Origin of the sequence: Ensifer sp. ENS03 (assembly GCF_014852035.1) — a bacterium.
GTDB classification, from domain to species: domain Bacteria; phylum Pseudomonadota; class Alphaproteobacteria; order Rhizobiales; family Rhizobiaceae; genus Ensifer; species Ensifer adhaerens.
Map to the genome: position 1 here is coordinate 139,152 of NZ_JACVAV010000008.1, position 24,460 is coordinate 163,611.

General features: G+C 61.0%; 16 protein-coding genes, 2 pseudogenes and 1 riboswitch. Of the genes and pseudogenes, 6 read left to right on the top strand and 12 right to left on the bottom strand.

Annotated elements, in window-relative coordinates:
* Positions 1-68 precede the first annotated feature (68 nt).
* Positions 69-736: pseudogene (locus tag IB263_RS24625) on the top strand (IS66 family transposase).
* On the opposite strand, the pseudogene IB263_RS24630 reads toward IB263_RS24625, so the two are convergent.
* The 3 genes and pseudogenes from IB263_RS24630 to IB263_RS24640 all read right to left on the bottom strand — a co-directional run.
* Positions 714-1,091, bottom strand: a pseudogene (locus tag IB263_RS24630) (transposase); the annotation flags it as partial. The pseudogenes IB263_RS24625 and IB263_RS24630 sit on opposite strands and share 23 nt — an antisense overlap.
* 212 nt (positions 1,092-1,303) lie before the next feature.
* Positions 1,304-2,671 carry a hypothetical protein gene (locus IB263_RS24635; RefSeq protein WP_192439190.1) on the bottom strand — a complete coding sequence of 456 codons (1,368 nt, stop codon included), beginning with the start codon at positions 2,669-2,671 and terminating at the stop codon, positions 1,304-1,306.
* Positions 2,672-2,704: 33 nt separating this feature from the next.
* Positions 2,705-3,508 carry a hypothetical protein gene (locus IB263_RS24640; RefSeq protein ID WP_192439191.1) on the bottom strand — a complete coding sequence of 268 codons (804 nt, stop codon included), beginning with the start codon at positions 3,506-3,508 and terminating at the stop codon, positions 2,705-2,707.
* 563 nt (positions 3,509-4,071) lie between these two features.
* A riboswitch (TPP riboswitch) is annotated at positions 4,072-4,175 on the top strand.
* Between the two features lie 117 nt (positions 4,176-4,292).
* Between IB263_RS24640 and thiD the strand changes: the two genes are divergently transcribed.
* On the top strand, positions 4,293-5,168 hold the full coding sequence (thiD, locus tag IB263_RS24645; RefSeq protein ID WP_192439192.1) for a bifunctional hydroxymethylpyrimidine kinase/phosphomethylpyrimidine kinase: 876 nt from the start codon (positions 4,293-4,295) through the stop codon (positions 5,166-5,168).
* Positions 5,169-5,191: 23 nt separating this feature from the next.
* Here thiD and IB263_RS24650 read toward each other — a convergent pair whose 3' ends face one another.
* From IB263_RS24650 to IB263_RS24690, 9 genes are all read right to left on the bottom strand, one after another.
* Positions 5,192-6,493 (bottom strand): glycosyltransferase family 4 protein, encoded by a 1,302-nt coding sequence (locus IB263_RS24650; RefSeq protein WP_192439193.1) that lies wholly within the window; start codon positions 6,491-6,493, stop codon positions 5,192-5,194.
* Positions 6,490-8,709, bottom strand: a complete 2,220-nt coding sequence (locus IB263_RS24655; protein ID WP_192439194.1) for a hypothetical protein — start codon at positions 8,707-8,709, stop codon at positions 6,490-6,492. The genes IB263_RS24650 and IB263_RS24655 overlap by 4 nt, the downstream gene beginning before the upstream one ends.
* A 10-nt stretch (positions 8,710-8,719) precedes the next feature.
* Positions 8,720-9,451, bottom strand: a complete 732-nt coding sequence (locus IB263_RS24660) for a hypothetical protein (protein WP_192439195.1) — start codon at positions 9,449-9,451, stop codon at positions 8,720-8,722.
* 10 nt (positions 9,452-9,461) lie between these two features.
* Positions 9,462-10,724, bottom strand: coding sequence for a glycosyltransferase family 4 protein (locus IB263_RS24665; RefSeq protein WP_192439196.1), 1,263 nt, complete (start codon positions 10,722-10,724; stop codon positions 9,462-9,464).
* On the bottom strand, positions 10,721-11,566 hold the full coding sequence (locus IB263_RS24670) for a class I SAM-dependent methyltransferase (RefSeq protein WP_113189757.1): 846 nt from the start codon (positions 11,564-11,566) through the stop codon (positions 10,721-10,723). The genes IB263_RS24665 and IB263_RS24670 overlap by 4 nt, the downstream gene beginning before the upstream one ends.
* On the bottom strand, positions 11,563-13,815 hold the full coding sequence (locus tag IB263_RS24675; protein WP_192439197.1) for a glycosyltransferase family 2 protein: 2,253 nt from the start codon (positions 13,813-13,815) through the stop codon (positions 11,563-11,565). Before IB263_RS24675 ends, IB263_RS24670 begins: the two co-directional genes overlap by 4 nt.
* 66 nt (positions 13,816-13,881) lie before the next feature.
* Positions 13,882-14,541, bottom strand: coding sequence for a calcium-binding protein (locus IB263_RS24680; protein ID WP_192439198.1), 660 nt, complete (start codon positions 14,539-14,541; stop codon positions 13,882-13,884).
* Positions 14,542-14,853: 312 nt separating this feature from the next.
* Positions 14,854-16,272: an HlyD family type I secretion periplasmic adaptor subunit gene (locus IB263_RS24685; protein WP_192439199.1), complete on the bottom strand. Its 1,419-nt coding sequence runs from the start codon at positions 16,270-16,272 to the stop codon at positions 14,854-14,856.
* On the bottom strand, positions 16,269-18,014 hold the full coding sequence (locus tag IB263_RS24690; RefSeq protein ID WP_113187713.1) for a type I secretion system permease/ATPase: 1,746 nt from the start codon (positions 18,012-18,014) through the stop codon (positions 16,269-16,271). The genes IB263_RS24685 and IB263_RS24690 overlap by 4 nt, the downstream gene beginning before the upstream one ends.
* A 232-nt stretch (positions 18,015-18,246) precedes the next feature.
* Here IB263_RS24690 and IB263_RS24695 point away from each other — a divergent pair, with 232 nt between their 5' ends.
* The 4 genes from IB263_RS24695 (at position 18,247) to IB263_RS24710 (ending at position 24,434) form a co-directional block, all read left to right on the top strand.
* The gene (locus tag IB263_RS24695) at positions 18,247-18,819 is read left to right on the top strand and encodes a MarR family transcriptional regulator (RefSeq protein ID WP_060521069.1); all 573 of its coding nucleotides are present in this window, start codon (positions 18,247-18,249) and stop codon (positions 18,817-18,819) included.
* Between the two features lie 46 nt (positions 18,820-18,865).
* Positions 18,866-20,119 carry a glycosyltransferase family 4 protein gene (locus tag IB263_RS24700; RefSeq protein WP_192439200.1) on the top strand — a complete coding sequence of 418 codons (1,254 nt, stop codon included), beginning with the start codon at positions 18,866-18,868 and terminating at the stop codon, positions 20,117-20,119.
* Between the two features lie 174 nt (positions 20,120-20,293).
* Positions 20,294-21,766, top strand: coding sequence for a DUF6212 domain-containing protein (locus tag IB263_RS24705; RefSeq protein WP_192439201.1), 1,473 nt, complete (start codon positions 20,294-20,296; stop codon positions 21,764-21,766).
* Complete coding sequence (locus tag IB263_RS24710; RefSeq protein WP_113553403.1) at positions 21,753-24,434, top strand: glycosyltransferase; 2,682 nt, start codon at positions 21,753-21,755, stop codon at positions 24,432-24,434. The genes IB263_RS24705 and IB263_RS24710 overlap by 14 nt, the downstream gene beginning before the upstream one ends.
* Positions 24,435-24,460: the final 26 nt, after the last annotated feature.

Here is a 24,460-nt window from a genome sequence, read left to right on the forward strand (position 1 = left end):
GCTGCTTGGCCAGCCGTTGGCAATGCGCTCGAGGCTCTCAGGTCAGCGGCTACAATCCGCTGTTTAAGGTGGATCGTGATCCTGGTCCGCTGACCCAGGCGCTGTGTTGGGCGCATTCGCGGCGCAAGTTCTTCCTGCTTGTCGACATCGCCGCCAACGCCAAACGCGGAAAGAATGCTGCCGCGATCTCGCCGGTTGCGCTCGAGGCGGTCAAGCGCATCGACGCGCTGTTCGACATCGAGCGCGACATCAACGGACTTTCGGCCAACGACCGGCTGCAACGACTCAGCAGGACAGCCGTCCGCTCGCTGATGAGCTTGAGGCCTGGCTTCGATCTGAGCGAACAAAGCTGTCTCGCAGTTCACCGGTCACCGAGCCGATCGATTACATGCTGAAGCGCTGGGACGGCTTCACATCCTTCCTCGGCGATGGCCGGATCTGCCTCACCAACAACGCCGCCGAACGGGCGTTGCGCGGCTTCGCTCTGGGCAGGAAGGCATTGCTCTTTGCCGGCTCCGACCGTGGTGCTGATCGCGCCGCATTCATGGCAACGCTGATCATGAGCGCCAAGCTCAATGACATCGATCCACAAGCGTGGCTCGCCGACACCTCGATCCTCGATCACCAGGCTCGAGCAATTTCTCCCGTGGAATTGGCAGCCACCGAAATCCCGACAACATCAGGCTGCTTAGCCTGCGGCCCTGGCCGGATGGTTACGTCTTGGCGGTCTGGATGAGAGTGGAGAGCCTTGCCCATGTTCTTCCGCCGCTGGCATTTCCGGTAATAGGCTATTTTTTCGGACGCTTGCCTGGGGCCGGATGGCACGCGCGACGATGTTGGAGACTATTTCGACGCGCCCGTCGTGGCGGAAGTGTTCGAGAGCTTCACGCCGACTAAGGCATAGCGAATCGCATCGGCGAGTTTTGATTTTCCGGAGATGCGGGGCAGCGTGTCCTGCCAGAGCTTATAGAGATCGGCAACGAATGCAGCGGAAGAATCTTGGCGGGCGGCAACGCGAACATCAGGGCTCTGGCCTGGCACCGTTTCACCGTTTCCTCGATCGACCAAAGCACGCGCATCCTTTCGATCGTCAGCCCCCCGCGATCCGCTCGACTACCAAACCCTGACCCGTATTCTCATCGCTGGGCAGCGTTCAGTATCGAAGCCCCCATGTTCTGGAGATTCAAGTCAGACGCTGTCAGCTGGTCGCTACCGAGCAACCCTCGGAGTAAGAGGTTATGACGAGCCGGGCCCTCCCGAAGAAGGGCCCTTAAGAGGCGTGCATGGAGATCGCGATTAAGGGTCATTCGATTGGAACTGCTGAAAGAAACCGCTCGATTGTCTGAGTAAGGACATAGTCAGGAGAGGTGGAACGACAAAGATCCATATTTAGGCTAGGATTGAAATCAAAAAAAACTTCGCGGAAAATCCTGGAAAACCACCAATTCAGTGTAGATTGAGTTTCACCCAAGCCGCAGAAAGAGTTTCCTGCGACGAACAACTTAGCGTTCACAGGTGCTGAATCATTCAGCCAGTGACGCCGGATTCCAATATGGCCACCGGGACGGTCGGCATCTTTGGACATGATGAGCCGGGGTTGATGAAACAAATCAGCGTTGGTTTCCATGAGGTGATCGTAGGCGGCAACATCAAAAAAGCGGTTCGATAGATCGCCGAGGGTAAAGAATCCTTGCGTGAACTCAGGTCGGAGCGACAACTCAATTCCAAATCTGTCGAGAACACATTTGACAACTTCCCAGCTACCCTTCGGTGATAGGTGCGTATCTAGTTTGCGGAAATAGTCCTGCTGCCCGTCGAGCAAGTCGAAAGTTGATAGGTAATATTGTGCCTGTGAAAACAAGTTCTCGATCTGGCCGTAGACAAACGACCTCTCAGGAATGTGGAAATTCACAAGGTTTCTCAGGGACGACGTTTTCTCGGGAATCGTTAGGTGTACGTATTTGTATGAAGGAAGCAGTTGTTCAGCCCGCCTTCGAAGGATCTTCTCCCATTGCTTTAACCTGGACACAGCGTCATCATCGAGTTCACTTGCCGCGTACATTTCCTGGACTCGATTCGACCCTCCAATAAGGACCGCGTGCCCACCGGGGATCAACAGGGCTGAGCCGTCGATTGATCGCAAGCCGCCGAGTACTGTTATAGACGACACCTCGGAGGGCGAGGGGTGCGGCGCATGAATGCTGCGCCCAATGTAGTTAACAGAAGAGACAAACCGTTCGTACCACTCCCCATTCATTCGCAAATTGGAACGCTTTAGCCACTTGACGGTTTCGCTGAATTTTGCGTCCGAAAAATCTGTGGGCACTCCACCCTCGCTGAAGATGAGGATGTTCTTCAAGAATGCGAGAAACTCATTCCAGATCTGAATTGCCGTCGCAGGATGCGTTTCGCTCTTCGCTTCGAATGTGATTTGCCCCGCGGCTACTGCATCAGGTGTGATTGTGTCGTCTACTTCGAGCGAAAAGCCAATCTTACCGCCGTTTAAGTCTAAAAACTCCCGCTGCCGGCCCCAAACGCAACGCCCTGAAAGCGGCTGCCCATGCCTTAGCGCTGTAATCTGGATCTCCTCCGATGGGTTGTCATGGGCATACGCCCAGCCCGATATGGTTGACGGAAAAGAAATGCAGTCGACGATCCCAGTTAAACTCATGCGTCCCTCGTACGAAATTCGGCCAATCTTCGCTTAGGCCGGCTGCACAGAAATGTTGAACAAACACCGATCCATAATTGCGTCCCAAGTGTCCCGTGAATGGATGGCTGCCTGAAGCGTGGTGGCGAAAATCTGGGCATTCTGGAATGCGAAAGAGTGTCTAGTAGAATTAGCGACAAAAACTCGCACGGCCGAGAGATGAGCCAATCTTAGAGCATGCAAATGATCAAGCCAGAAATAGTCACGCGCGGGGTTGTTAGTTTCAGAGCTCGAACATATTACGACACGATCGCTACTTTCGTCGGCATCATGTAAAAAATCGACAAGGTCAAGCAACCCGTCTGGAGTGACACAAGGTGCTATCCCCGCGCCGAATCTTATTCTCCGCTTTAAGTCTGCGTCCGAAAATGAGTGCGGAGAAACGGCGATGATCTTGGCTTCCGTCAGATTCTTGGACGCCACCAGCGCGGCATATGCGCCGGAGGCCTGACCGAATAGATAGAGCTTTTGATTCTTCAAATCATCTTCGAGGATACGGGTAAGGTCGAGGATTGGTGGCAGTGTTGATGAGCCTTGATACCAGGGACTGGATACGTCCTGCAGGGCCAGGACATTGCAACTAACATACCGTGCGAAGCTCAAAGTTGCGAATTTCTCCATGTAACCAGCGAAAAGCACGAGAGTTCTAGAGTCGTCTGCGCCGGGATAGAAAACTCCGCCGACCTCTTCAGCAAGCTGGTTGACTTCGAATATCTCCTGGTTGATTTCGTCTAATGAGTGATCTGTGAACCGAAAATCACGTGATCTAATTCTGAAACTGTCGCCACTCGTAATCATAGCACTCGCTCTTTGCGGCCCCTGATATGCACCAGCTCTGGGGCGGTGCGGCACCCTTACAACTCTTGGACCTCGCTGTGAACTATAGTGGCTCTGAACTAGCCTCATAAATCCCAAATCGTGAACGCCTCCTTTGTTCGGGGGGAGCACCGTAAGCGGTCCATAGACCCCTGAACTGCCCCCACTTTCGACCGGACACTCAGCATAAGCAGGAAGGCTTAAGCACAGGCTTACAACGTTGAAGGCGACACCCCCAAACGATCGAGGTTGAGGATCGAGCCAGACTCCGTGCCGCGCCCGGTGTATCCAGCCACTATGGACCCCGGCATTCTCTGATTCCTGAGATGCATGCGGGTGCTTGCCGCTTGCCTTGTCGGATGAAAAAAGTAATGTGGGCGCGTCTGTGAATTCGAACGCTCAGACGAAAGGCTCCTTGCGCTCTCACGGCAATAGGGCCTTTTTTGTCCTTGTGAAAGCTTGGATTTCTCGCGAATTGCATCGAACCACGCATTCGAGTTCCAAACTTCGACCATTGACATCCCCAATCATCCGCCCCTAGCATTCTTCTTGCCGAGGGGCGCACTGTCACGGTGCTGAGATGGCGGTGAGCCAGACCCTTGAACCTGATCCGGATCATACCGGCGTAGGAACGGCGAGGGCCCTTCTGCTCACCAGCCGTCTCCGCGCCCATTGTTCGGGTCAAAGTCCGTTTGCGGGAGATCGCGTTGCTGCTGTCTGTTTTTGAACCAGTTATAGAAGGCTCAAGCCTCATTCGGGTGGTCCGATGACTGCGATTGCCGTTACCATCGCAGGTTCGGATTCCGGTGGCGGGGCTGGCATCCAGGCGGATCTGAAGACGTTCTCGGCTCTGGGCGTTTATGGCGCCAGCGTGATCACGGCGGTCACGGCGCAGAATACCCGTGGGGTTTCTGCGGTTGCAGATATCTCCCCGACCGTCGTTACGGCTCAGATCGACGCGGTGTTTTCGGATCTCGCCGTGGGAGCGGTGAAAATAGGCATGGTCTCGCGGCACGAGACGATCGCAGTGATCGCGGCTGGTCTGAAGCGCTACGACCGGCTGGCTGTCATCGACCCGGTGATGGTGGCAACCTCCGGCGATCATCTGATGCGCCCCGACGCGATCGCGACGCTCAAGGAGGAGTTGTTGCCGCTGGCGCTCATTCTGACGCCGAACCTGCCCGAGGCGGCGCTGTTGACCGGACGCGCAATCGCCGAAACCGAAAGCGAGGTCGCGCGTCAGGCGGAGATGCTTCTGAAGCTCGGTGCGCGTTCAGTTCTGATGAAGGGCGGCCATGCCAAGGGCAAGGACGCGATCGATATTTTCTATAGCGGGGAGGACGTCCTCAACCTGTCACGGCCGCGGATCGAAACAAGGAATGATCACGGCACCGGGTGCACGCTCTCGGCAGCAATCGCCTCGGGGCTTGCCAAGGGCATGCCAATTGACGATGCGGTTGTGGCAGCCAAGGCCTACTTGCATGCCGCTCTGGTGGCGGCCGATGGCCTGACCATCGGACAGGGGCATGGGCCAGTGCATCACTTTCATCATTGGTGGGGCAACGACAAGGGGTCGGGCGCCGCGGCTTCGAAAGTAGCCGAAGCCCAGGGCGCTCTTGGTCGTGCTTCGCAATCTGGCTGAGCAGTGTGGGCTTCGGGTCTATCTCAGGCCACTGCGGCGCTCGGCGCAGCCGGTTGCTCGCCCTTCAGCATCTTGCGGTAGAGCGCCACATGCTCGCGCGCGCAATCGACATGGCTTGTCGGCCGCCTAAGCGTTGCCCGAAGATTGTCCCATGAGCGCGGCGCGCTCAAAACGTCGATAAGGCGGTCGGCCAGATCCTGGGCGCTGCCGGCGCGGAAGTGATAGCCATCCAGCCGGTCGCGAACTTTTTCGGCCATGCCGCCGATATCCGAACACAGGATCGGCCGGCCGTGATGCAATGCTTCCTGGATGACGACGGGAGAATTTTCCCACCAGACCGAGGGCATCACCACCCAGTCAACCGAGCGCATCAGCCGCGGCATGTCCTGGTTCTGGTAGGCGCCGTAGAAGCGGACGCGACGACCGGCGTCTTCGATCAGTTTTGCCACCTTCTCCTGGTAGTCCTTCGGCTGACGCTCGAGGTTCCCGCCAAAGATCATCAGCGAGGAATCATCGCCCCAGATGTCGTCGGGCACGCGCGATACCGCGTCGATCAGCACGTGAACGCCCTTGAACGGTGTCATCTGCCCGAAATAGGCAAAGCGGTTGCGTCGGGCCGTCGGCGACGGCAATTCGCGGGCTGGCGCCTTGTCGCCCATGACGATGCCGTTTTCGATCACGAAGATCTTTGCAGCTTCGAGCCCCCACTCGACATAGCGGTTGGCGAGAAAGGCGCTCGGCGCGATGAAGGCATCGGCGAGATTGAGCATGCCGCGCACGAACTGTTCGCGGCGAACGAAGCGCGACACCGGGATTTCAGGGAAGCACGTGTGACAACTGATCGGTGAGGCGCCGTTGCAAAGCTGGCCCGAAGGGCGTTTCACCATTTGCCCGTGATTGTGGCAGATCGGCAGATATTCGTGGAACGTCACGACGATGCGCGCCTTGGGCAGAGCATCGCGAACGGCGTAGAGCGCTTCCAGGCCGAAGCCGAGAATATGATGGAAGTGAACGACATCAGGCTTGATGTCGCCGACGAAGCGCAAGAGGTCGCGGCGGATCGCGTCCGTATCGCCGTTGGAGAGGAAGAAATGGTCGAAGTCTTCGGCGTGGTAGAGCACTTCGTCCATGGCAAGACGCAGGCTCATCAGCGCGGAGGCGCCATGGCGCGGAACCGGATTGCCGACACGGGCAAGGTAGATCGATTCCACGCCCGACAGGCCGTTCAGCGCCTTGTGAAGGCCATGCGAAGCAATTTCGGCCCCGCCAAGCGAATGGGTCGGGTGGCCATGGGAGACCACCAGTACGCGGAGTTTTTCGCTCATGCGTCAGTCTCCTCGAAGAATGTTTGGGCGGTTTCGGAGGCGGGCATCCATCGGGCGCGGAAGAGCGTCCGATCGACACGCTCCACGAACCGGGCTGTGGCGGCAGAGCCCGCTCCGGGCATGTCGTCCGATCCGACCATCTGCAGGGAAGGAAGCCAGTAGGCTTCATAGCCCTTGCCGCTCAGGCGAAGGGCAAGATCGAGGCCCTTCAGCGCTGCGCCGAGATAGGTCTGCGACAGGCCAGCGTCCTCCAAAAGCGCCTCACGCGGCAGGATGCAGCAATCGAGCGATGCAGTTGCGACCCGGGTCAGCTTCAGGCGATTGACGGCGCCGACAGGATAGCCGGCGTAGCGGCTCGATTGCAGATGGTCGGGGCGATCAAGCGACGTGCTGCCGGCCCAGCGGATCGAGTGATCCTCATAGGCAAGGGTCGGAGAAATGATGCTTCCCGTCTTTGCCTCGTAAGCGGAAACGAGTGCCTGATACCACCCGGCATTGGCTGGCGTCAGCGACGAGGAAAGCAGAACGACCGCGTCGCTGTTCATGCTTTCGGCGGCCGCTTGCGCCAGGTCGCCGGCATCGCCGGCGCCTTCGACGGAGACGAGCCGCAGCGGCAAGCGATAGAATTCCGAGAGTTGACGGATGTGGACCGCGTATCGTCGGAACCGCTCGGTCTGCAGCACGAGCGCGATCGGGGCCCGGCGCGTTTGCGGATCAAGCGCGAGCAGCCCCAGGAGCGGTGCGAAATCCGTTTCGGTTTCTCCGGCGACAAGAAGGATGGCGGTACCCTCGGCCTGGTCGAAGGGGCCCATGTCGACAACGGTCTCGATGGTCGGTGCGGTGTTGCGCGCCGCCGTCAGAAACTGGACGATCTGTCGGTCGATAATATCGGGCAGGGCCCAGCTTGTCGGATCGATCGAGCCAAGAAGCCGTAGGGCGGCGGCGCGTGCGGGCAGCCGCACGGGGAAAAGTGGCATGTAGGCGCGGCGGGCATCTCTGAGGGTGAGTTCGAGGTGAATTGGTCCCTCCGCCTCGCCACCAAGCGCCTCGACGCGACCGATAAAGCCATGGGACCGGCGATGGCCGGAAATCGCGCTTTTGAACTCCGGCCGATCGACGAAGGCCTCTTCGACGTCGGATCGTTCGGTACGGGTCCAGGCTGCGTCCAGCCGCGCTCCGCCGCCCTGTCGGCAAAGTCGCACGCTTTCAACATACCCATCAGGGTCTAAAAGCCAGCCCGAAATCAGGAAGGCACCATCCTCACCCTGGTAGAGTGCATCCACGCCAAGGCGGACAGGAACGGGAAGGCTTGAGATCGTCTCGGTGCCATCGTATCCGCTGGCGGCATCGCGCAGGCGAAGCATGACCTGGGGCGAGCTCTGGCTCTGGAGCAGCATCGCGCGGATATGGCCGGGTGTCTCGAGCGGACCGGTCACGACCCGGCGTTCGTGGAGCCCGACATAACGCCAGGCGCCGCGGCCGCGATAGAATATGCCCTTGATGTCGCGCGCTCGGGGCAGATCGTTTGCGGACAGGAGGCCGACAAAGCCGGCCGAGCCGTCAGGCGCGTCGTTGCGCTGGAAAATGGCGACGTTGCAATCGGCAAGGAAGGTATCCTCGCTCTTGACGATCGCCCGGCAGACGCCGGCGGGCAGGTCGTGCGCCCATCCTTTCAGGGCGATGGTCCCGTCATGGCCCTCGCCGAGCAGTTCGATATATCCGTCGCTCGCCGCTCCCGTTTTAAGCAGGGTCGTAATGGCCGCGAGCCGTTGATCGGCATGCGGTGGCTTGATCAGCACGTCGACCAGACGGCCGAGGACATGGACAAACTGCGGACCGGCAAAATCCTTCAGCATCGCCGTGACTTCACCGATCGAAACAGTGCGTGGCGCAACCATATAGCGCTTGCCGTTACCCGCCTTGCCGAAGCGCAGGGTAGTCGGCAGCCGCTCAGAACCTTCGACCGGCAACAGCGCGGCGAAGCCATGCGTGGCGGAAGACTGGGGTGCCGCCAGCCGCCAGCCGACGACCGACGCCATGACCTGGCTTGACGCATCTTCATTGATCTCAACCGGCAACTGATCGGCCATCGGGCCACCGGTTCCGATAACGAGCAACAGTGTCTCGTCGATCGGGCAGGCGATGATCCGTCCACTACGCGCGATGCGGCCAAGCGGTGCTGGGCTTGCGGAAAGGCTGAGTTCCGAACTGGGCATGAGATGCGCCTCAGGTCCGAAGGAAGACGGAAAGGATCGCGCCTGCCGCAAAGCCCGCAAGCACGAAGAGTAGCAGAAACGCGGGCTTCAAATCGCCGTTCGAGCGCTGCTTCAGTGCGTTGAGGCTCTTTTCCATGCCCGCGATTACACCGTCGAGCCGCATCAGGTGGACGTCGAGATCGGTCAACCGTTGGGTGATCTCTCCGCGGAGGTTCGCGACATCGTCGCTGATTGCCGCAAGCCCGGGGCTTTCGGCTTCATCGCCGTCGTCAACTTTCGACCGCAGGGCGGAACGCTGCGAGACCTGCAATTGCCGTTGCGCTGCCATCAGCACGTCGAGCTTGTCGAGCACTTTTGCAAGCGGTGCTGCAATCAGCGCTTCGGCCGCCTGTTCATCGGGTTTGGGAACACGAAGCGGCAGTTCGCCGCCTTTGCCCGTCGCCGCAAGCACGACGAGTTCGCCGCTGCGCGCGCTCGCCATCTCAGGCAACGCGATTTCAAACGCGTGGTTGCCGTCGCCAATCCCGTTGCGCTTGAGATCGGGCCGGTTGCGGTCGGCGATCGCCTCGGCGATCGCCTTGCCGTCGAGAAGCACGCGAATGGCAAGCCGCTTCTCCGGGGTTTCCGGGTCGAAGGCCCAGCCGAAGACGCGGCCCTGGTCGATCGCGTCCACGCGGCCCTTCAGCGGCTTTGCATTGTTTTGCTCCGGTGCGACGTCCGGTTTGTCGGCTGCTACAGACATGGTCTTCCCTCTAGGCGGCGACGGTTTCTCGGGGCTCGATCGCGTCGATGAGCGTGAGATAGCGCCGGGCAGTGGTATCGATATCGTTGGGCTTGCGGGCATTGGCCGAAAGTCGGCGCCGAAGGTCAGGGCTTTCCGCCATGCGGCGCATGGCGGCAGCCAATGCACGCGGATCGTTTGGCGAGACGGTGATGCCGTTGACGCCGTCCTGCACCATTTCGGCCATCCCGCCGATATTGCTGGCGATCACCGGTTTGCGCTGGGACTGCGCCTCGCCGATGACGAGCGGTGCGTTCTCCCACCAGATCGAAGGCACGATGGTGCAATCGACCGCCGCGATGAGCTCGCCGATGTCCTCGCGCCTGTAGGCGCCGCGCTGCTGGACCGAAGGCGCCGTCTTCTTGAAGAGGCGGGCGATCTCGTCCTTGAAACTGTCGGCCTGGAAGGGGGCGCCCCCGTGCACCCGCAGCTCAAAACGCAAGCCCTCGTCGATCAGCTGCCGCGCAGCCTCGAGAAGCACGGACGTGCCTTTCCACGGATTGAGATTGCCGAAATAGCCGAAGACCGGCCGATCGTTCTCCGGCTGGCCCTTGCGCGACGGCGCGTCTCGTGGCGGCAGGCCATTGGCAATCACGTCGATTTGGTCGCCGTTAAGACCCCAGTCGATAAAGCGTTGCCTCAGAAACTGGCTCGGCGAGATGAAGCGATCAACGGCCCGGAGCAAGGCCTTGAGATGTTGCTCGCGCAACACGAAACGATCGAGCGGAATGTCCTTGAAACAGCTATGGCAACGGTCGGGGCTCGACTTGTGACAAAGCTCCTTGCCGCTGGTGCGCACCATCAGCCCATCGTGATGGCAAAGCGGATAGTAGTCGTGCAACGTCATCACTATCCGGCAGTCGGGCAGGGTGCGGCGGACGATGTGCGGAAACTCCGCGCCGAGCAGCAGCAGATGGTGGATGTGAACCACATCCGGCCGGAAATCGCGCAAAAGCTCGGTAAGGTCAGGCACGACGCCATAGAGGTCGATCTGGCTCATGAAGAAGCGATCGAAATGGCCGGACCACAACAGCACCTCGTCGCCTTCGGGGCCGATCGCCTGAAAGCTCGTGCCGGGCCGCACCTGGCGGTGGGTCTGGTTGGTGGCGCCGAGGAAGAGCGCCTCGTGACCGGCCCGCTGATAGGCGCGGAAGAGGTCGTGCGCGAAAATCTCCGTGCCGCCGGGGTGAAGCGCCGGATGGTTGTGCGCGGCGACCAGAATGCGCTTCTTCATCCGCTCACACTCCGACGTTCGGCGACGAAGACATCCTGGTAGTGACCGGCACTTTGGCCCCGCCAGTGACCGAGCGATTTCAGGACCGTCGTGAAGCCTGCCCGCTCCAGCGCCCGGTCGAGGAAGCCGTCGTCGAAACCGACGGCGGCAAGCGGCGGCAGGCCGGGCACGAACCAGCAGGGGCCGTCGCCGCTGCGTACGAAGGCAAGACGGGGGTCCCGCCGGCCGTGTTCATCCTTCGCGGCGATGCCGTCGACCACGAAGGCGGTAACGAAAAGCCGTCCGCCCGGCTTCAGCATCCGGTTGATCTCGCTGAAATAGACGAGCACTTCGTCCGGCGGCAGATGGGTGACGATCGACGTCATGATGGCGAAGTCGAACTGTCGATCCGGGTAGGGTAGCTTCAGCGCCTTGCCGTTGATCCTGCCTGACGGGTTGTAGAGTTCGTGGGCGATGTCGACATGCTGAAAGGTGAAATTCGGATAGACCGGCGTGACGGATTGACGGCACCAGGTGACGCCGCCTTCCACCGGGTCGATACCGACATAGCGCCCGTGATCGCTATCGAGATATTGCGTCAGCGGAACTGCCATGCGGCCGATGCCGCTGCCGATGTCGAGCACGCTGCTTTTCGACTGTAATCCGCCCATGCGAATGAAGTGGCCGAGAAACTCCGCGCCGACAGCCCGGTAGTTGCCATCTCCGACGAAGACGCTGTTTTGGTCCGGCTGCGGCAGGAAACGATTGGTGAGAACCGTCTGAAGCATGCCTTCGATACGGTCTTCGTTCTGTTGCCAGGCCGGCTCTCGGTTGTCTGCGTGGCGAAGTGCGGGCTGGTTCATGCGGCGCTCCTGGCGGCAGGCTTACGGGTGCTCGGCGCTGCCGCCTCTTCGGCGCCGAGGTAGGATGGCATCAGGGTGGTAATGTCTTGGTTCCAGCGCTCGGTATGCAGCCATGCATTGTACTGGCTGGCGACGCCGCGCGTGTAATCCTGGCTGCGGCTGATCGAGCGCCGCTCCAGATGATAGAGACAGGCTGCCGGCTCATAGACGATGTCGAAGCCGGCTTGGCGGATCTTGAGGCAGAGATCGCTGTCCTCGTAGTCGCCAATGACGAAGTCCTCGGCATAGCCGCCGACGAGGTCCCACACCTCCTTGCGCATCACCTGGCAGGCGCCGGTGACGCCGGGCACGCTGCGCATTTCCTGCGCCGGCGCATAGGCGCCCGGCATGCCCTTGTAGAAATGGTGATTGAGCCAGATGTCCTGCTTGTTACGGGCGAAATAGAGGCCCGCATGCTGCAGCGAGCCGTCCTCGAACAGCAGTTTCGGGCCGATGGCGCCGATCGACTTTTCCTTCAGCACCGGCAGCGCAAGCTTTTCCAGCCAGCCGGCCCCGCAGGGAACGACGTCCGAGTTGAGCATGACGATGACAGAACCGCGGGCAAAGCGCGCACCGGCATTGCAGGCGCGGGCATAGCCGCCGTTGCGGTTCATCACCACGAGCTTCATCGAAAGCCCGTGAAGCAGATGGAAGCCACCGAGCAGGTGTTCCGTCTCGTCGTGGATCTCCGGGGAATCGAGCACGTAGATGATCTCGGCGTTGGCCGCGACAAAAGGATCGGTCGCAAGTCCCGACAGCTGGAAGCGCAGGAAGTCGAGCACGCGGTAGAGGGGAACGACGATCGAGACGAGAGGCGCGGCCATCATCGGGCCGAAGTCCTTGGTCTGGTCGACCCTGATCGTCTTGCCCAGTCGCTGCTCCACGTCTCTCAGCGCCGGCGCAAGGATCGTGCGGAATGCCTGATCGTTGGCGTGCTGGGGTGGAACGGCACGCAGGATGCGGTTGCGTTGCGTTGCAGGATCGAAGGGTTGCGGTTTTGGCACCAGCGGCTTGACTGCGCCCGACGCCAGCCGCAACTGGAAGCGCGGCTGAAGAAGGGGACCAAGTGGATCGCGCATCGGCAGCCAGCTGACAAAACCGGTCACGTCGGTCTTGGAGCCTTCTTCGGCGCCGCGGGCCCAGCCCGGAAATTCATACCAGTTGCCATCGAGCGGCAAGGCCGTGCCGTCTTCCTGGAGATAGTCGATGCCGGCAAGGACGCCGTTCGCGTCCCGCTTCCATCCGCCGATGAGCAGGCCTTCCGACATGGCAAGGGCGAGGTCGATCTCAGCACCCGGATGCAGTGCCGACTTGCCCGCCTGCTTTGCCGGCAGGGCGGAGCGAAGCTGCAGGTCGATCGCAAGGGCCGTCCCGCTTTCCGGAACCTCGCTCAAGGACCGCACGACGAACTCGCGCAAGCCCGGCGCTGCGCCGTGCTCGGGCCACCATTGCTGGAGGTTGGGATATCGGGAACCGCGCGGCGAAAGCTCGCGCACGGCGATACCGCGCTTTCCCATGATGATGAGTGAGAGCGCCTGGGGCGCGCGCGGCGATTCTAGAACGAAATGGCAGCGGCGCTGGCCGCGCTCGGTTCGGCCGGTTACGGCGAATTGCTGCGGCAGCGGCAAAATCGCCTCGGCGCCGAGCGCATAGATGGCGTTGATCTCGCCGAGCTCGGCATTGACGGTCGTCTCTGCCAGATAGCGGCCATGCGCGAGCCGACAGGCGATGGTTGCGGGGCGCTGCCCAAGGTTCAGGGCGTGGATCACGTCATCGACGAGGCCAATAAAGAACTCGTCACGAGACAGGCGAAACGCGCTTCGCCAGACCGTCAGTAGATTGTTGAGAAACTTGAGACGACCTTCGGGCTGGAGATCGGAAAGCTGGGCCGCCAGATCGAGGAAAGGGAGCTTGGCGGTCGGTTCCAGAACCACCGTCTGCAAGATCTCGCCGTCCGCCGCGATTTCGCCGAGTTCGCGGTCGTTTCCGGGGCGCATCGCCCAGAAGATCCGTTGGCCACCTTGGGCGCGCGGAAGCGCCATGCTGACGAGAGGTACGAGGGAACGCGACGCAGTAAGGGCGTATTTGGTCTTTGCCGGGAGTTCGGAAGGTGCGTCCCAGATCAGCACAGCAACGTCGAAGCCGAGCCTGAAAGCTGCGGCACTTGTGAAGTCGAGGCCGAAGCTTCTGATACGGTCGTCTGCCGTCACGCGCTACTCCTGAAGGACGAAAAGGGAGGGCGCCCCACGGGAGGAAGTGGGGCGCGCCAGTCAATCTCAATGGATCGTGAAGTAGTGGTTCGGGTTCGCCTGGATGTCGTCGGCGTCCGCATTGACGAGCGTCAGCGTATCGCCATGACCGAAGTCGATGACCACGTTGCCACCAACCTGGGTGACGCGCGATGCCAGATCTTCCGGCGACGAAATGTCGAGGCCGTTGATGTCCTTCGAAATCTGCAGAAGGTCTTCGCCGGGCGTGAAGTCGAGGATGACGTCGTTGCCGCCACCACCGTCGAACACGAACACGTCGCTGCCTTCACCGCCGGTCATGACGTCGTCGCCCTGGCCGCCGTTGATGATGTCGTTGCCGGCACCACCGAACAGAATGTCGCTGCCGCGGCCGCCCATCAGCAGGTCGCTACCGTCGCCGCCAATGAGAATGTCGTTGCCGTTGTCGCCGTAGAGCAGGTCGTTGCCCTGGCCGCCGAACAGGACATCGTTCCCGTTGTCGCCATGGAGAACATCGTCGCCCCAGCCGCCGAACAGGGTATCGCTGCCGTTACCGCCGAACAGCATGTCATCACCTTCGTCGCCGAAAATGGTGTCGTCGCCATTGCCTCCGTTCACGAAGTCATCGCCAGCACGGGCATGGATGAAGTCGTCGAAGCGTGAGCCAAAAAGGGCGTCATCATACGCGCCGCCTTCCAACGTGGCCATATGCTACTCCTCTTAGTTGTTGCTTACGTCATCTTGGTTGTTGCTTGCGCTCATCCCCGGTCTCAAACCGGTGGCGAGCGCGGCGACATTGCACTGCAAAAAAACATATGGCAACAGCAAAAAAGAAATAAAAACAGCTGTACTGTATTATTATCTGCTACCTACGATGTATATCTTGTATCAGTTTGATGATTATCCCTGAGATCTAAGGGGCGATAGTTTTGTTATTACTTAGAAATAAATTCAAAATTAGAAACAAATTGCCGGCGAAATTGAATTTCGCCGGCGCAGGTAGTGCTGGAGTCTCCTGGATCAGTCTTCGCGGAAGGATCGATTGAGGCTCTCTGCAATCGGCGAGACCATGTAATCGATCGCCGAGCGCGGCTTGTGCACGATCAGCACTTCCGCCGGCATACCGGGATAGAGGCGGATGTCCGGGTTGGCGGTGAGCGACGCCGGGGCAATGCGGGCGCGCGCCACGTAGTAGGAGACGTTCGACTTGTCATCGACCGATTGGTCGGCCGCGACGTAGCTGATTTCGCCGTCGAGTGGCAGGTGCGAGCGCTGGTTGTAGGCGGTCAGCCGGATCTGCGTCTTTGAGCCGATGCCGATGCTATCGATGTCTCGGGTGCCGACATGCATCTCGACGAGGAGCGGCTCGTCCTCGGGGACGATGTCGAGCAAGGGCTGGCCGGCAGAGACCGCGCTGCCGGGTGTGCGCAACTGAATGTTGGTGACGATGCCGGTCTGCGGCGAGCGGATTTCGAGGCGGCTCAAGACGTCCTTGGCCGAGACGAGCCGCTGTCCCACATCTGCAAGTTCGAGGCGGGCCGTCGTGATCTCGCCAGCGATCTCCGACTGGAATTCGTTCTCGATACCGGTCAGCCCGAGTTCCGCTCCGGCTTCCGCCTTTTCGGCCTGGGCCTTGTTGCCGGCAAGCTCACCGCGCGAAGCGGCAAGTTCGCTGAGCTTGGCATCGATCTCGATCAGCTTGGAGCGCTGGGCAAATTCCTTTGCAACCAGCGTCGCGATCGCGGTGCGCTGCTCGGTGATCAGTTCGATCTGGCGGTCGGTCGCTCTGATCTGCTCGGCAAGCGACTTGGCCCTTTCCGAGTACTCTTCGATGGTCTTGCCCTGAACCTCTAGCCGGCCGGCCTTTGCTTCGCGCCGGCGGTCGAAGAAGTTTGTCTCCGCCTTCACCGCGTCGTCGGCAGCGGTTTCCGCGGTGCCCATCAGCTCGTCGGGGAAGTCTATCTGCGCGGCCTCCGTCTGCTCCGCCCTGAGGCGGGCAAGCTTTGCGATCAGACCAAGGCGCCGGCTTTGCAGTGCCTCAAGGTCGGATCGGGCGCGGGTGTCGGCAAGCTTGACCAGCGGCTGGCCGAGCGTGACGCGATCGCCTTCCTGGACGAGGAGGCGGTCGAGGATGCCGCCTTCGAAGTGGCTGACGGTCTTGCGCTTCGAATCGACCACGATCGTGCCGCTTGCGACCGACGCGCTGCTGAGTTCCGTCGAAAACGCCCAGCCGAAGAAGCCGCCGAAGGCGACGAGGATCGTCGTCAGGCCCGCAAGGACCACGCCGCGCAGCGGCGCGGTGGCGCTTCCTTCTGCGTCCGCATCCAGCCCGTGCAGCGGGTGGGGCCGGTCAGGGATCGCGGGCAGGTTCGCGCGGTCGTCCTTGGCCACGAGTGTGCGCGCCTCGCGAGAGGCCGGCAGGTTCTGTTTGTTCGTCATGCGGATACGCCTTCCCGTCTCGGCTCGCCGGGTGTCATGGATGCGACCACGTCGGTGCGCGGGCCAAACTGGGTGATGCGCCCGTTTTCAAGAACGAGCAGCTTGTCGGCGGCCTGCATGATCGTCGGCCGGTGGGCGATCATGATGACGATCGCACCGTCGTTGCGCGCCCGCTCGATCGCGCGGATCAATGCGCGCTCGCCGATGGCGTCGAGATTTGCGTTCGGCTCGTCGAGAACGATCAGGCGAGGATGGTCGTAAAGGCAGCGGGCAAGAGCGATGCGCTGGCGCTGGCCGCCCGAAAGCGTCAGATGCCCATCGCCGACCGGGGTGTCGTAGCCGAGCGGCAGGCGGCCGATCATGTCGTGCACGTCAGCAAGCCGAGCCGCTTCGAGCACTTTTTGGGGTTCGCCTTCCTCCATGCGCGAGATGTTGTCGCGGATTGTTCCTTCGAGCAGCGAAACGGACTGCGGCAGGTAGCCGGTCATCTGGCCAAAGGAAGCGCGTTCCCACAGATAGACATTGTTGCCGTCGAGGAAGACGCCGCCGGTGGTCGGCTTCTGAATTCCGACGAGGAGCCGGGCCAGTGTCGATTTGCCCGCCGCCGAGGGGCCGACGATGCCCAGAACTTCGCCGGGCGAGAGCGAGAAGGAAACGCCCTTGATGATCGGCACATCTAGGCCGGGCGCCGCGTAAACGAGCTTATCCACAACAAGATCGCCCTGCGTGCGCGGCTGCGGCATGGTCTGGCGTACGGCCAGATCCTGGTTCAGCGCAGTCTCTATCCGGCGCCAGCTTGCGATGGCGAGCACCCACTGACGCCAGTTCTCGATCATCGAATCAAACGGGGCGAGCAGGCGTCCGACGAGGATGGTCGTCGCCATCATCGCGCCGGGGGAAATCTCCTGTTTCATCACGAGGATAGAGCCTGTTGCCAGTGCGGCCGCCTGGATCATGAAACGCAGCGAACGGGTGATCGAAGCCATCGCCTTGCTGCGGCTTCCGCTTATTTCCAAAGCGTCGAGCGCGTGCAGCTGTGCGGTGCGCCAGCGGCGGGCGAGTGCTGGCAGCATGCCCATCGCTTCGATCGCCTCGGCATGGCGCAAGCTTGAACCAATTTTCGAAACGGCCTCGATATTGGCTTGATTGGCCTCTTTCATCAGCCGGCGAGTCAGCAAATCAGTCAGCAATCCACAGCATACAAGCAGGGCAATGGAAATGGCGCCAAGAAGGCCGAACATCGGGTGCAGCGCAAAGAGCACCCCGAGAAAGATCGGCGACCAGGCGGCATCGAGCGGGGCGCTGACGGCAGACGTCGTGAGGAAGCTGCGCAATTCAGCCAGGTCCCGCAGCGACTGGGTCGCCCGGGTCAGCCCTTGATCGGCGGCCGCCTGAACGGCGGCGGTCAGCACCGGCAGGTTCAGCCAGCGCACGACCGCACTACCCATCGCCTGGAACGTCAAAGCCCTGATGTATTCGAGCACGCCGTAGATCACGAGCGCGCCGATGACGAGAATCGTCAGCATGGTCAGCGTGTCCATGCTCTGGCTGTTCAAAACGCGGTCATGAACTTGCATCATGTAGAGTGGTGTCGAGAGCTGCAATATGCCGATGCAAGCACTCAGCAGGGCTGCATAAATAAGTGCCAAAACGAACACGCGGCGTGCCTTCAAAATAAGCAGTCGCGGATCGTTTGCTCCATTTTGCGCCTTCTTTGGCCCAATTTGGTTCTTGCTAATCATATTGCCTCGTTTGCTGTCACGCGTGGCGATTTTCTGGATAAGTTCGTTGGGGTCTTGAGGAAGCTATTTTGTTTGTTATCACTTAAATCACAGTGTTGCCGTGATAAGTGTGACACAATAATGGTGGAATGCTCAAGATAGTCGTATTCGGGGGGAGTAAAGGGGGTGAAAAATTGCTTCAAAATTTGAAGTAATTTTTGAATATTGTAGTAATGCTCAGTTGGAGAGAGGGATGAATCAAAGGATTCTCTATCCGTTCGCAGATTTTGGCGGCGCTGTTGCCATCCGCCCCGGGGATGACGCAGTTGGAAGTGCCCCTGAACATGACAATATTGACCAGGAGAGCGAAGCGTCCGTGGTCACATATTTCGAGTTGGCACGGATGATGGAACGGGCCAGCCGGCGCTTTACCGGCCTGTTGCGTGCCGAGCTGACGAAGCTTGGCGTCGACGATATCGGCCCGGCACAGGCGATGGTCCTTCTGGCGATCGGCGATGCGGAAGTGTCGGTGGCGGAGCTTTTGGACCGTGGCCACTATGTCGGCTCCAACGTTTCCTACTACCTGAAGCAGTTGGGTGACGGGGAGTATATCGACAGGGCCGCCTCCCAGCGCGACCGGCGCTCGGCCCGCATCAAGCTTTCGGAGAAGGGCAAGCAACTCTGCGATGCCCTGCGCAAGGCGGCTGGCGCCTATGAACGTGTCCTCAGCCACGGCGAGCAGGACCGGCGCAATCTCGAAACCGCATTTCAAACGCTGCACCGGCTCGAGCTGGTTTGGGGGAATGCAACGCGCTACGGCATCTGAGATGCCCGCGCACAGGCTGTCCTTTCAACGGCTATAGGCAGGGAATATGCACGTAGCATTTGTACACCGGCGCGGCTTCTGCCAGTTCGCCGCTCTCGCGTCTCATTTGGCGCAGACGGGAAATGAAGTGACACTCGTGACGGAAACCGTGGATCAGCGGATTCCGGCAACGCGCGTCATTCGCCACAGAGCAGAACCCGGCCCGCAGGCCAATTCGCAGATGGCAAGGCACCTCGGTGTGCCTGACCATCATGTCCGGATCGGTCACCGGGTCGCCGAAACCTTCGATGCCATGGCCCGCCAGGGGCAGGTGCCCGACGTTATCGTCGGGCACATCGGCTGGGGCGGCATGACCTTCGTCAAGGATGTGCTGCCGAATGTCCCGGCACTCGGCTATTGCGAGTTTTTCTACCGAGCCGAAGGGGCCGATATCGGCTTTGCCCCCGACGGCAAGCCCGACCAGGATGCGCGCAAGCGGCTGCGGCTGCGCAACACGGCGCAACTCCTGACGCTTGACGCGATCGATGGCGGCTTCAGCCCGACCCAATGGCAACGGAGCCTTTATCCGGCGGAGCATCGCGCCCGTATCGGCGTCTGCCACGAGGGCGTCGACACTCGCGTCTTCCGTCCCGATCCGTCGGCATCATTGAAGCTTCCGGACGGACGGGTGCTAAAGGCGGGTGATCCGCCGATCGTTACTTTCGTCGCCCGCGATCTTGAGCCCTATCGCGGCTTCCCGCAGGCGTTGGAGGCCGCCGCAAAGGTCGCGAAGCGCCATCCTGATGCGCTTTTCGTTTTCGTCGGTGGCGACGGCGTCAGTTACGGCGCGCCGCCGCCCGGTGGTGGCTCCTGGAAAGACTACCTGCTTCAGTCCCTGGATATCCCGGCCGACCGGTTCCTGTTTCCAGGCGTGGTGCCGCATGGCGTCCTGAAGCAGCTGTTCCAGATTTCGGCCGCCCATATCTATCTGACCTATCCTTTCGTTCTTTCCTGGTCGGTCCTGGAGGCCATGGCCTGCGGTGCTCTTGTCATCGGATCGGATACGGCGCCGATGCAGGAGGTGTTGAGCTCCGGCCGCAACGGCCTCCTCGTGCCGTTCTTCGATACGGATGCGCTCGCGGAGGCGATCTCCGGGGCCTTGCAGCAACCGGAGAAGTATACCGAGTTGCGTGCAGCCGCCCGTCGCACCGTCGAGCAAAGGTTCCGTCTGGGTGATTGCATTGCACGACAGATGACATTGCTGGACAAGGCAATGGAAAATCCCGGATCCACTCAAATATTACGGGTATCATCTGCATAATACTTCAAAACCCGAAGTATTATTTCACGAAAAACGCAAATATAACTTATTGTGCAGTGCAAATAACCTTGATATGCTTCCTCTAGGTCGTTGAATTCGCCGGTTTATTTCGTGTCGGCGGATTCAACTACAGAGAGAATTCGGTTGTATTGAGGGTGGCGCGTGCAAGGGTTGGTGTCTTCTGGCGTGAGGTATTCGCAGGCGAAGAGAAAGCTGGTGTTGGCCTCGGATCACGATAGGGCGAGTGTCCAGGGCAGTGGCATCGAGCACCTGGTTCATTTTCTTCCGGCAGGCGATCGGCCTGATGCGACCCTGGAAAACGTGTTTCCATTGATCGGGCTCGCCTTTTCAAGGGAGGGCGAGGCGGATCTGGCCGACGGCATCGTCTCGCTGCGGGCGCTTGGCACCGTCCCGGATATCCCGATCAAGCGCTTGAGCGCCGAGGCCGTCAGCGAAAGCGCTGGGCTCATTCAGGCATTGGTCGACGGTGGTGTCGGGCGGCTTGCCCGGTTTTCGTCGGCAATCACATCCGAGCTTGCGCTGCTTCGCCGCGAGCGTGAAACGCTACTTGAAAACTATCGCGCACTCGAAGATGCGTTCCAGGCACGCAACTGGGAGCCGGTCGCCGAAGTCTTTGCGCACGACCCCTATGTCGATCCCAAGGACGAGGGCATCGGCCATCTGATTGCCAATGCCTTTGTCGAACAGCTCCTGCCGGTCTCCAGCCATGGCGTCGCCGGCATCGCGCTTCACTTCAATTCGGTCCCGCGCGATGGCGGCGAACTGGTCGTTGTCTTGAGCTATGTCGAGAGCGGCGAGGGGGTTGCCGAGTGGGCCGTTCCATTCTCGCAGCTCGTTCCAGGCTGGAACTTCTTTGCCCTGCCGCGCACCTGCGGGGGTGGCGCGAAGACCCTGCGGCTGCGCGTTTCGACGACCGGTAGTGAAACGATCGGGCTTTCGCTCGGCTATCCCATCGCCAGTGAACACTATACGGCTCGGTCCGAGACCCGCCATGCCGACCTTGATCTGCGCCCTCTAGCGTTCCGCGTCTATACCGGTCTGCCCGGCGTCAAGCCGACGCGCATGCCGAACATGATCGCGCCGACCGCGCTGCTCGACGGCCACTTCATCGAGGACTATCGTCTGTCGGTCGATCTTCTCAGCCAGATCGTCGACGTATCGGTGACGCCGGTCGTGCCGGAATTCCAGACGGTACGCTTTCTCGAACACGAACACGCCGTCGTCTGCCATCCGCTTGCAAATGGCGTATCGGCCGGCGCCGTCGGTCGCGCTGTCGAGCCCGGCACCATATCCTTCTCCGCAAGCGCAGTGGTCGATCATCCCAAGGGCGCCCCGGCGGCCGTCAGCTTCCTGCTCGCTCCAGCGGGCTCGAACGCGCGCTCCGAAGTGGCGGAACTGGCTCGCAAGGGGGTGGTCAAGCCGTCCGCCTTCTTCAGCGGCTGGCGCGAGGTCACCAACGAGCAGCCGATCAACATCAACTTCCAGCTCGACGAGCCGGTGCGCCAGCCCATGGATCTGATGATCCTCAGCCGCGCCGTAACCGACTCGGTCGATTTCTCCTGGCTCAAGGTGTCGGGCTTCCGGATGGTCAAGCAGTCGGGTGGTGCGTCTTATGCACAGCAATAGCGATCCAAGGGACCTCATCGCGATCGCCATGCCGCTCTATGGCCACGCGGCGCTGGCGCTCGAAGCGCTCGAATCCGCGCTTGCATCGGATCTCGAGGGTTGCCGTATTGCCATCGTCGTTTCGGTCGACGGCGACCCGCGGCAGGAAACCTTCGATCAGCTGTTGCTCTATACCGCGGCCCACCCTGATATCCATGTGGTCTTCGGGCGTAACGCCGGCCCCGGCGGTGCGCGCAACCGCGCCATCAACTACGTGCTCGAAAATCTGCCCGAGGCGAAGGCCGTTTATTTCCTCGATGCCGACAACCGAGTCTTGCCGGGAACGATCGAGACCCTCTATCGGCGCCTGCACGAAAGCGGCGCCGGCTGGGTCTATACCAACATCGACACCTTCTCGGTGAGCTGGCGAGCGCATTACGGCAACCAGTATTCGCGGCTCGTCCACTGCATCACGGACAACATCTGTGACACCGGCTCGATGATTTCGATCGAGGTCTTCCAGGAGGGCGTTCGGTTCAACGACGACCGGCAGAACGGTTTTGAGGATTGGGAGTTCTGGCTTTCCTGCGTCGAGCACGGTTTTGTCGGAACCCCCTGCCACGACACGACGTTCGAATACCGCCTGCGTGCCGAAAGCCGTTTCAAGGAAGCCAACCGCGACCGCGCGACATCCGTGAGCTTCCTCAGAAAGCGCCACAAGGCTCTGTTCCAGCGGCCAATGCTCGTCGATTTCGAGCATGAGGAGTGCCCGCGTTATCTCTTCGCGCGCACCGAAGACGCGGCGATCTCGTTCTTCACAGATCCGACGAAGCAACCGAAGCGGCTGCGCCTCGACGACATCATCCCAGCCTTCTGGGCAAGCACCGGCGAGCCCGACAACGTGCATTTCCCGCCCTTCGTCATGGCCGGCAGCGGTGCGACGATCGATCTGCTTTTGCGCTCGCGCATGCTGCCCAACGTGCTTTGCCACCTGGAGCGCCTGAGTGAGAAGGCCAACGTCGTTTTCGTTCATCTCGGCAACGACGCAACGCAGCGCAAGATCGAGCCGACCTTCCTCGACGCCGGCGCCCAGCATCTCGGCCAACCGGATCTCATCTTCATTTCGACGGCGCTCCTGCGCGACGTCATCCGCAACAATGCGCTCGACTGGTTTGCCTCTATCGGCACGCAGCAGGTCTGGCCGACCTCGGCGGTTCTCAATGTGCGCTTCCCGTTCCCGCGCGCCCTGCCGCGCCGCACGCTGATCACGCCGCAACAGGTGATGATCAACTGCGTCAACGCGATCGCCACCAGTCCGCTTCGCCGCACGGCCGGCCGTCGCTGGACCTGGCGACCCGCGCGGCTCATGCCCTATTCCGACCTGCACAAGGCCTTGCGAACAGAAATCGGCGGCTCGCCGGTGCTGCCGCTCGGGCACAGCGAAGCCGGCAAGAAGACTGCAGCGCTTCTCGTGCCGAACGCGTCGTTTGGCGGCGCCGAGAAGGTCATCTACGCCGCCTCGCGTGAACTCAGGGCCGCGGGCTACGAGACGCATCTGTTCGTGCTCGGCACCAGCCGGATGGACGTGATCGACGAGTTCGATTCGAGCTTCGACTATGTTCACTTCTGGGATCAGGGCATCCCGGCCTGGGGCGGCTCCGGCTCGTTCCTCGGCCAGGATTTCATCGCCGACCATCATGAAGTCGATTGGGGTGCGCTTAAAGGTCAGCTCTCGGGCTTCGATCTCGTCATCAACAACCACGTGATGGCGATGCATCCGCTGATCGCGCGGCTGCGCTCGGAAGGGACACGCACGGCGTGCTATCTGCACGTCGTCGACAACACGCCGTTCAAGCGCCCCGCCGGCCAGCCCTTTGCGGCCATCGCCCACGAGCATTGCTACGACGCCTTCCTCACCTGCTCGGAACAACTGAAGTTCTACCTGCACAGCTTCGGCGTGCCGCTCGAAAAGATCTTTGCCGTTCCGAACGGCGCAAGTTTCTCCGTGCCGCCCAAGGTGCTTGCAGACGTTCTGCAGGTGCGGCGGATCGAGCGCAAGGACGACCGGCTGCGGCTGCTCTACATGGGTCGTCTTGACCAGCAGAAGGGCATCGACCGCCTGGCCGCGACCATTGCAGAGCTGCGTGCCGCGCACGTGTCGTTCGACGCGCGGGCGATCGGTGGCGAGATCCTGGCGGATGCCTCGTTCTCCTGGACGGACCGGCTCAAGGAACTGGGCGTCGACGTGCGCCCACCGGTCTTTGCCAGCCGCGACCTGATCAAGGCGCTCGGCTGGGCCGATGTTCTGATCATGCCTTCGCGCTGGGAAGGTGCCCCGCTGATGATCGCCGAAGCCCAACAGCTCGGGTGCGTGCCGATCGCAACCGCGGTTGGCGCCGTCGACGAACTGATCGTCGATCGCGAGGACGGCATCCTGATCGATGCCTCGTCCGATCCCCAGGTGGTGCGCGACATGGTCAAGGCGATCGCCGAGGTTTCCCGCGATCGCAACCTGCTGGCTCCGATCATGGAAGGGTGCCTGAGAACAGCGGCGCGTCGCGGCTGGGCGAACTCCTTTTCGGAGTTCCTCGGCTGGTGCGACGGCGCCGTGAACAATTCCTCGCTTTCGCGCGCCAAGGTCATCCGGGCGCGTGAGACATCCAATACCGGCGTCGCAGCTGCAGGCTGATTGACCCGTACGACTTTTCAAAAAGA

Bases quoted from the DNA above. Each gene is read 5' to 3' on its own strand.
- IB263_RS24670 (WP_113189757.1), bottom strand. From the start codon at position 11,566: ATGAACCAGCCCGCACTTCGCCACGCAGACAACCGAGAGCCGGCCTGG.
- thiD (WP_192439192.1), top strand. From the start codon at position 4,293: ATGACTGCGATTGCCGTTACCATCGCAGGTTCGGATTCCGGTGGCGGG.
- IB263_RS24700 (WP_192439200.1), top strand. From the start codon at position 18,866: ATGCACGTAGCATTTGTACACCGGCGCGGCTTCTGCCAGTTCGCCGCT.
- IB263_RS24680 (WP_192439198.1), bottom strand. From the start codon at position 14,541: ATGGCCACGTTGGAAGGCGGCGCGTATGATGACGCCCTTTTTGGCTCA.
- IB263_RS24655 (WP_192439194.1), bottom strand. From the start codon at position 8,709: ATGCCCAGTTCGGAACTCAGCCTTTCCGCAAGCCCAGCACCGCTTGGC.
- IB263_RS24640 (WP_192439191.1), bottom strand. From the start codon at position 3,508: ATGATTACGAGTGGCGACAGTTTCAGAATTAGATCACGTGATTTTCGG.
- IB263_RS24650 (WP_192439193.1), bottom strand. From the start codon at position 6,493: ATGAGCGAAAAACTCCGCGTACTGGTGGTCTCCCATGGCCACCCGACC.
- IB263_RS24660 (WP_192439195.1), bottom strand. From the start codon at position 9,451: ATGTCTGTAGCAGCCGACAAACCGGACGTCGCACCGGAGCAAAACAAT.
- IB263_RS24685 (WP_192439199.1), bottom strand. From the start codon at position 16,272: ATGACGAACAAACAGAACCTGCCGGCCTCTCGCGAGGCGCGCACACTC.
- IB263_RS24695 (WP_060521069.1), top strand. From the start codon at position 18,247: ATGAATCAAAGGATTCTCTATCCGTTCGCAGATTTTGGCGGCGCTGTT.
- IB263_RS24635 (WP_192439190.1), bottom strand. From the start codon at position 2,671: ATGAGTTTAACTGGGATCGTCGACTGCATTTCTTTTCCGTCAACCATA.
- IB263_RS24710 (WP_113553403.1), top strand. From the start codon at position 21,753: ATGCACAGCAATAGCGATCCAAGGGACCTCATCGCGATCGCCATGCCG.
- IB263_RS24665 (WP_192439196.1), bottom strand. From the start codon at position 10,724: ATGAAGAAGCGCATTCTGGTCGCCGCGCACAACCATCCGGCGCTTCAC.
- IB263_RS24690 (WP_113187713.1), bottom strand. From the start codon at position 18,014: ATGATTAGCAAGAACCAAATTGGGCCAAAGAAGGCGCAAAATGGAGCA.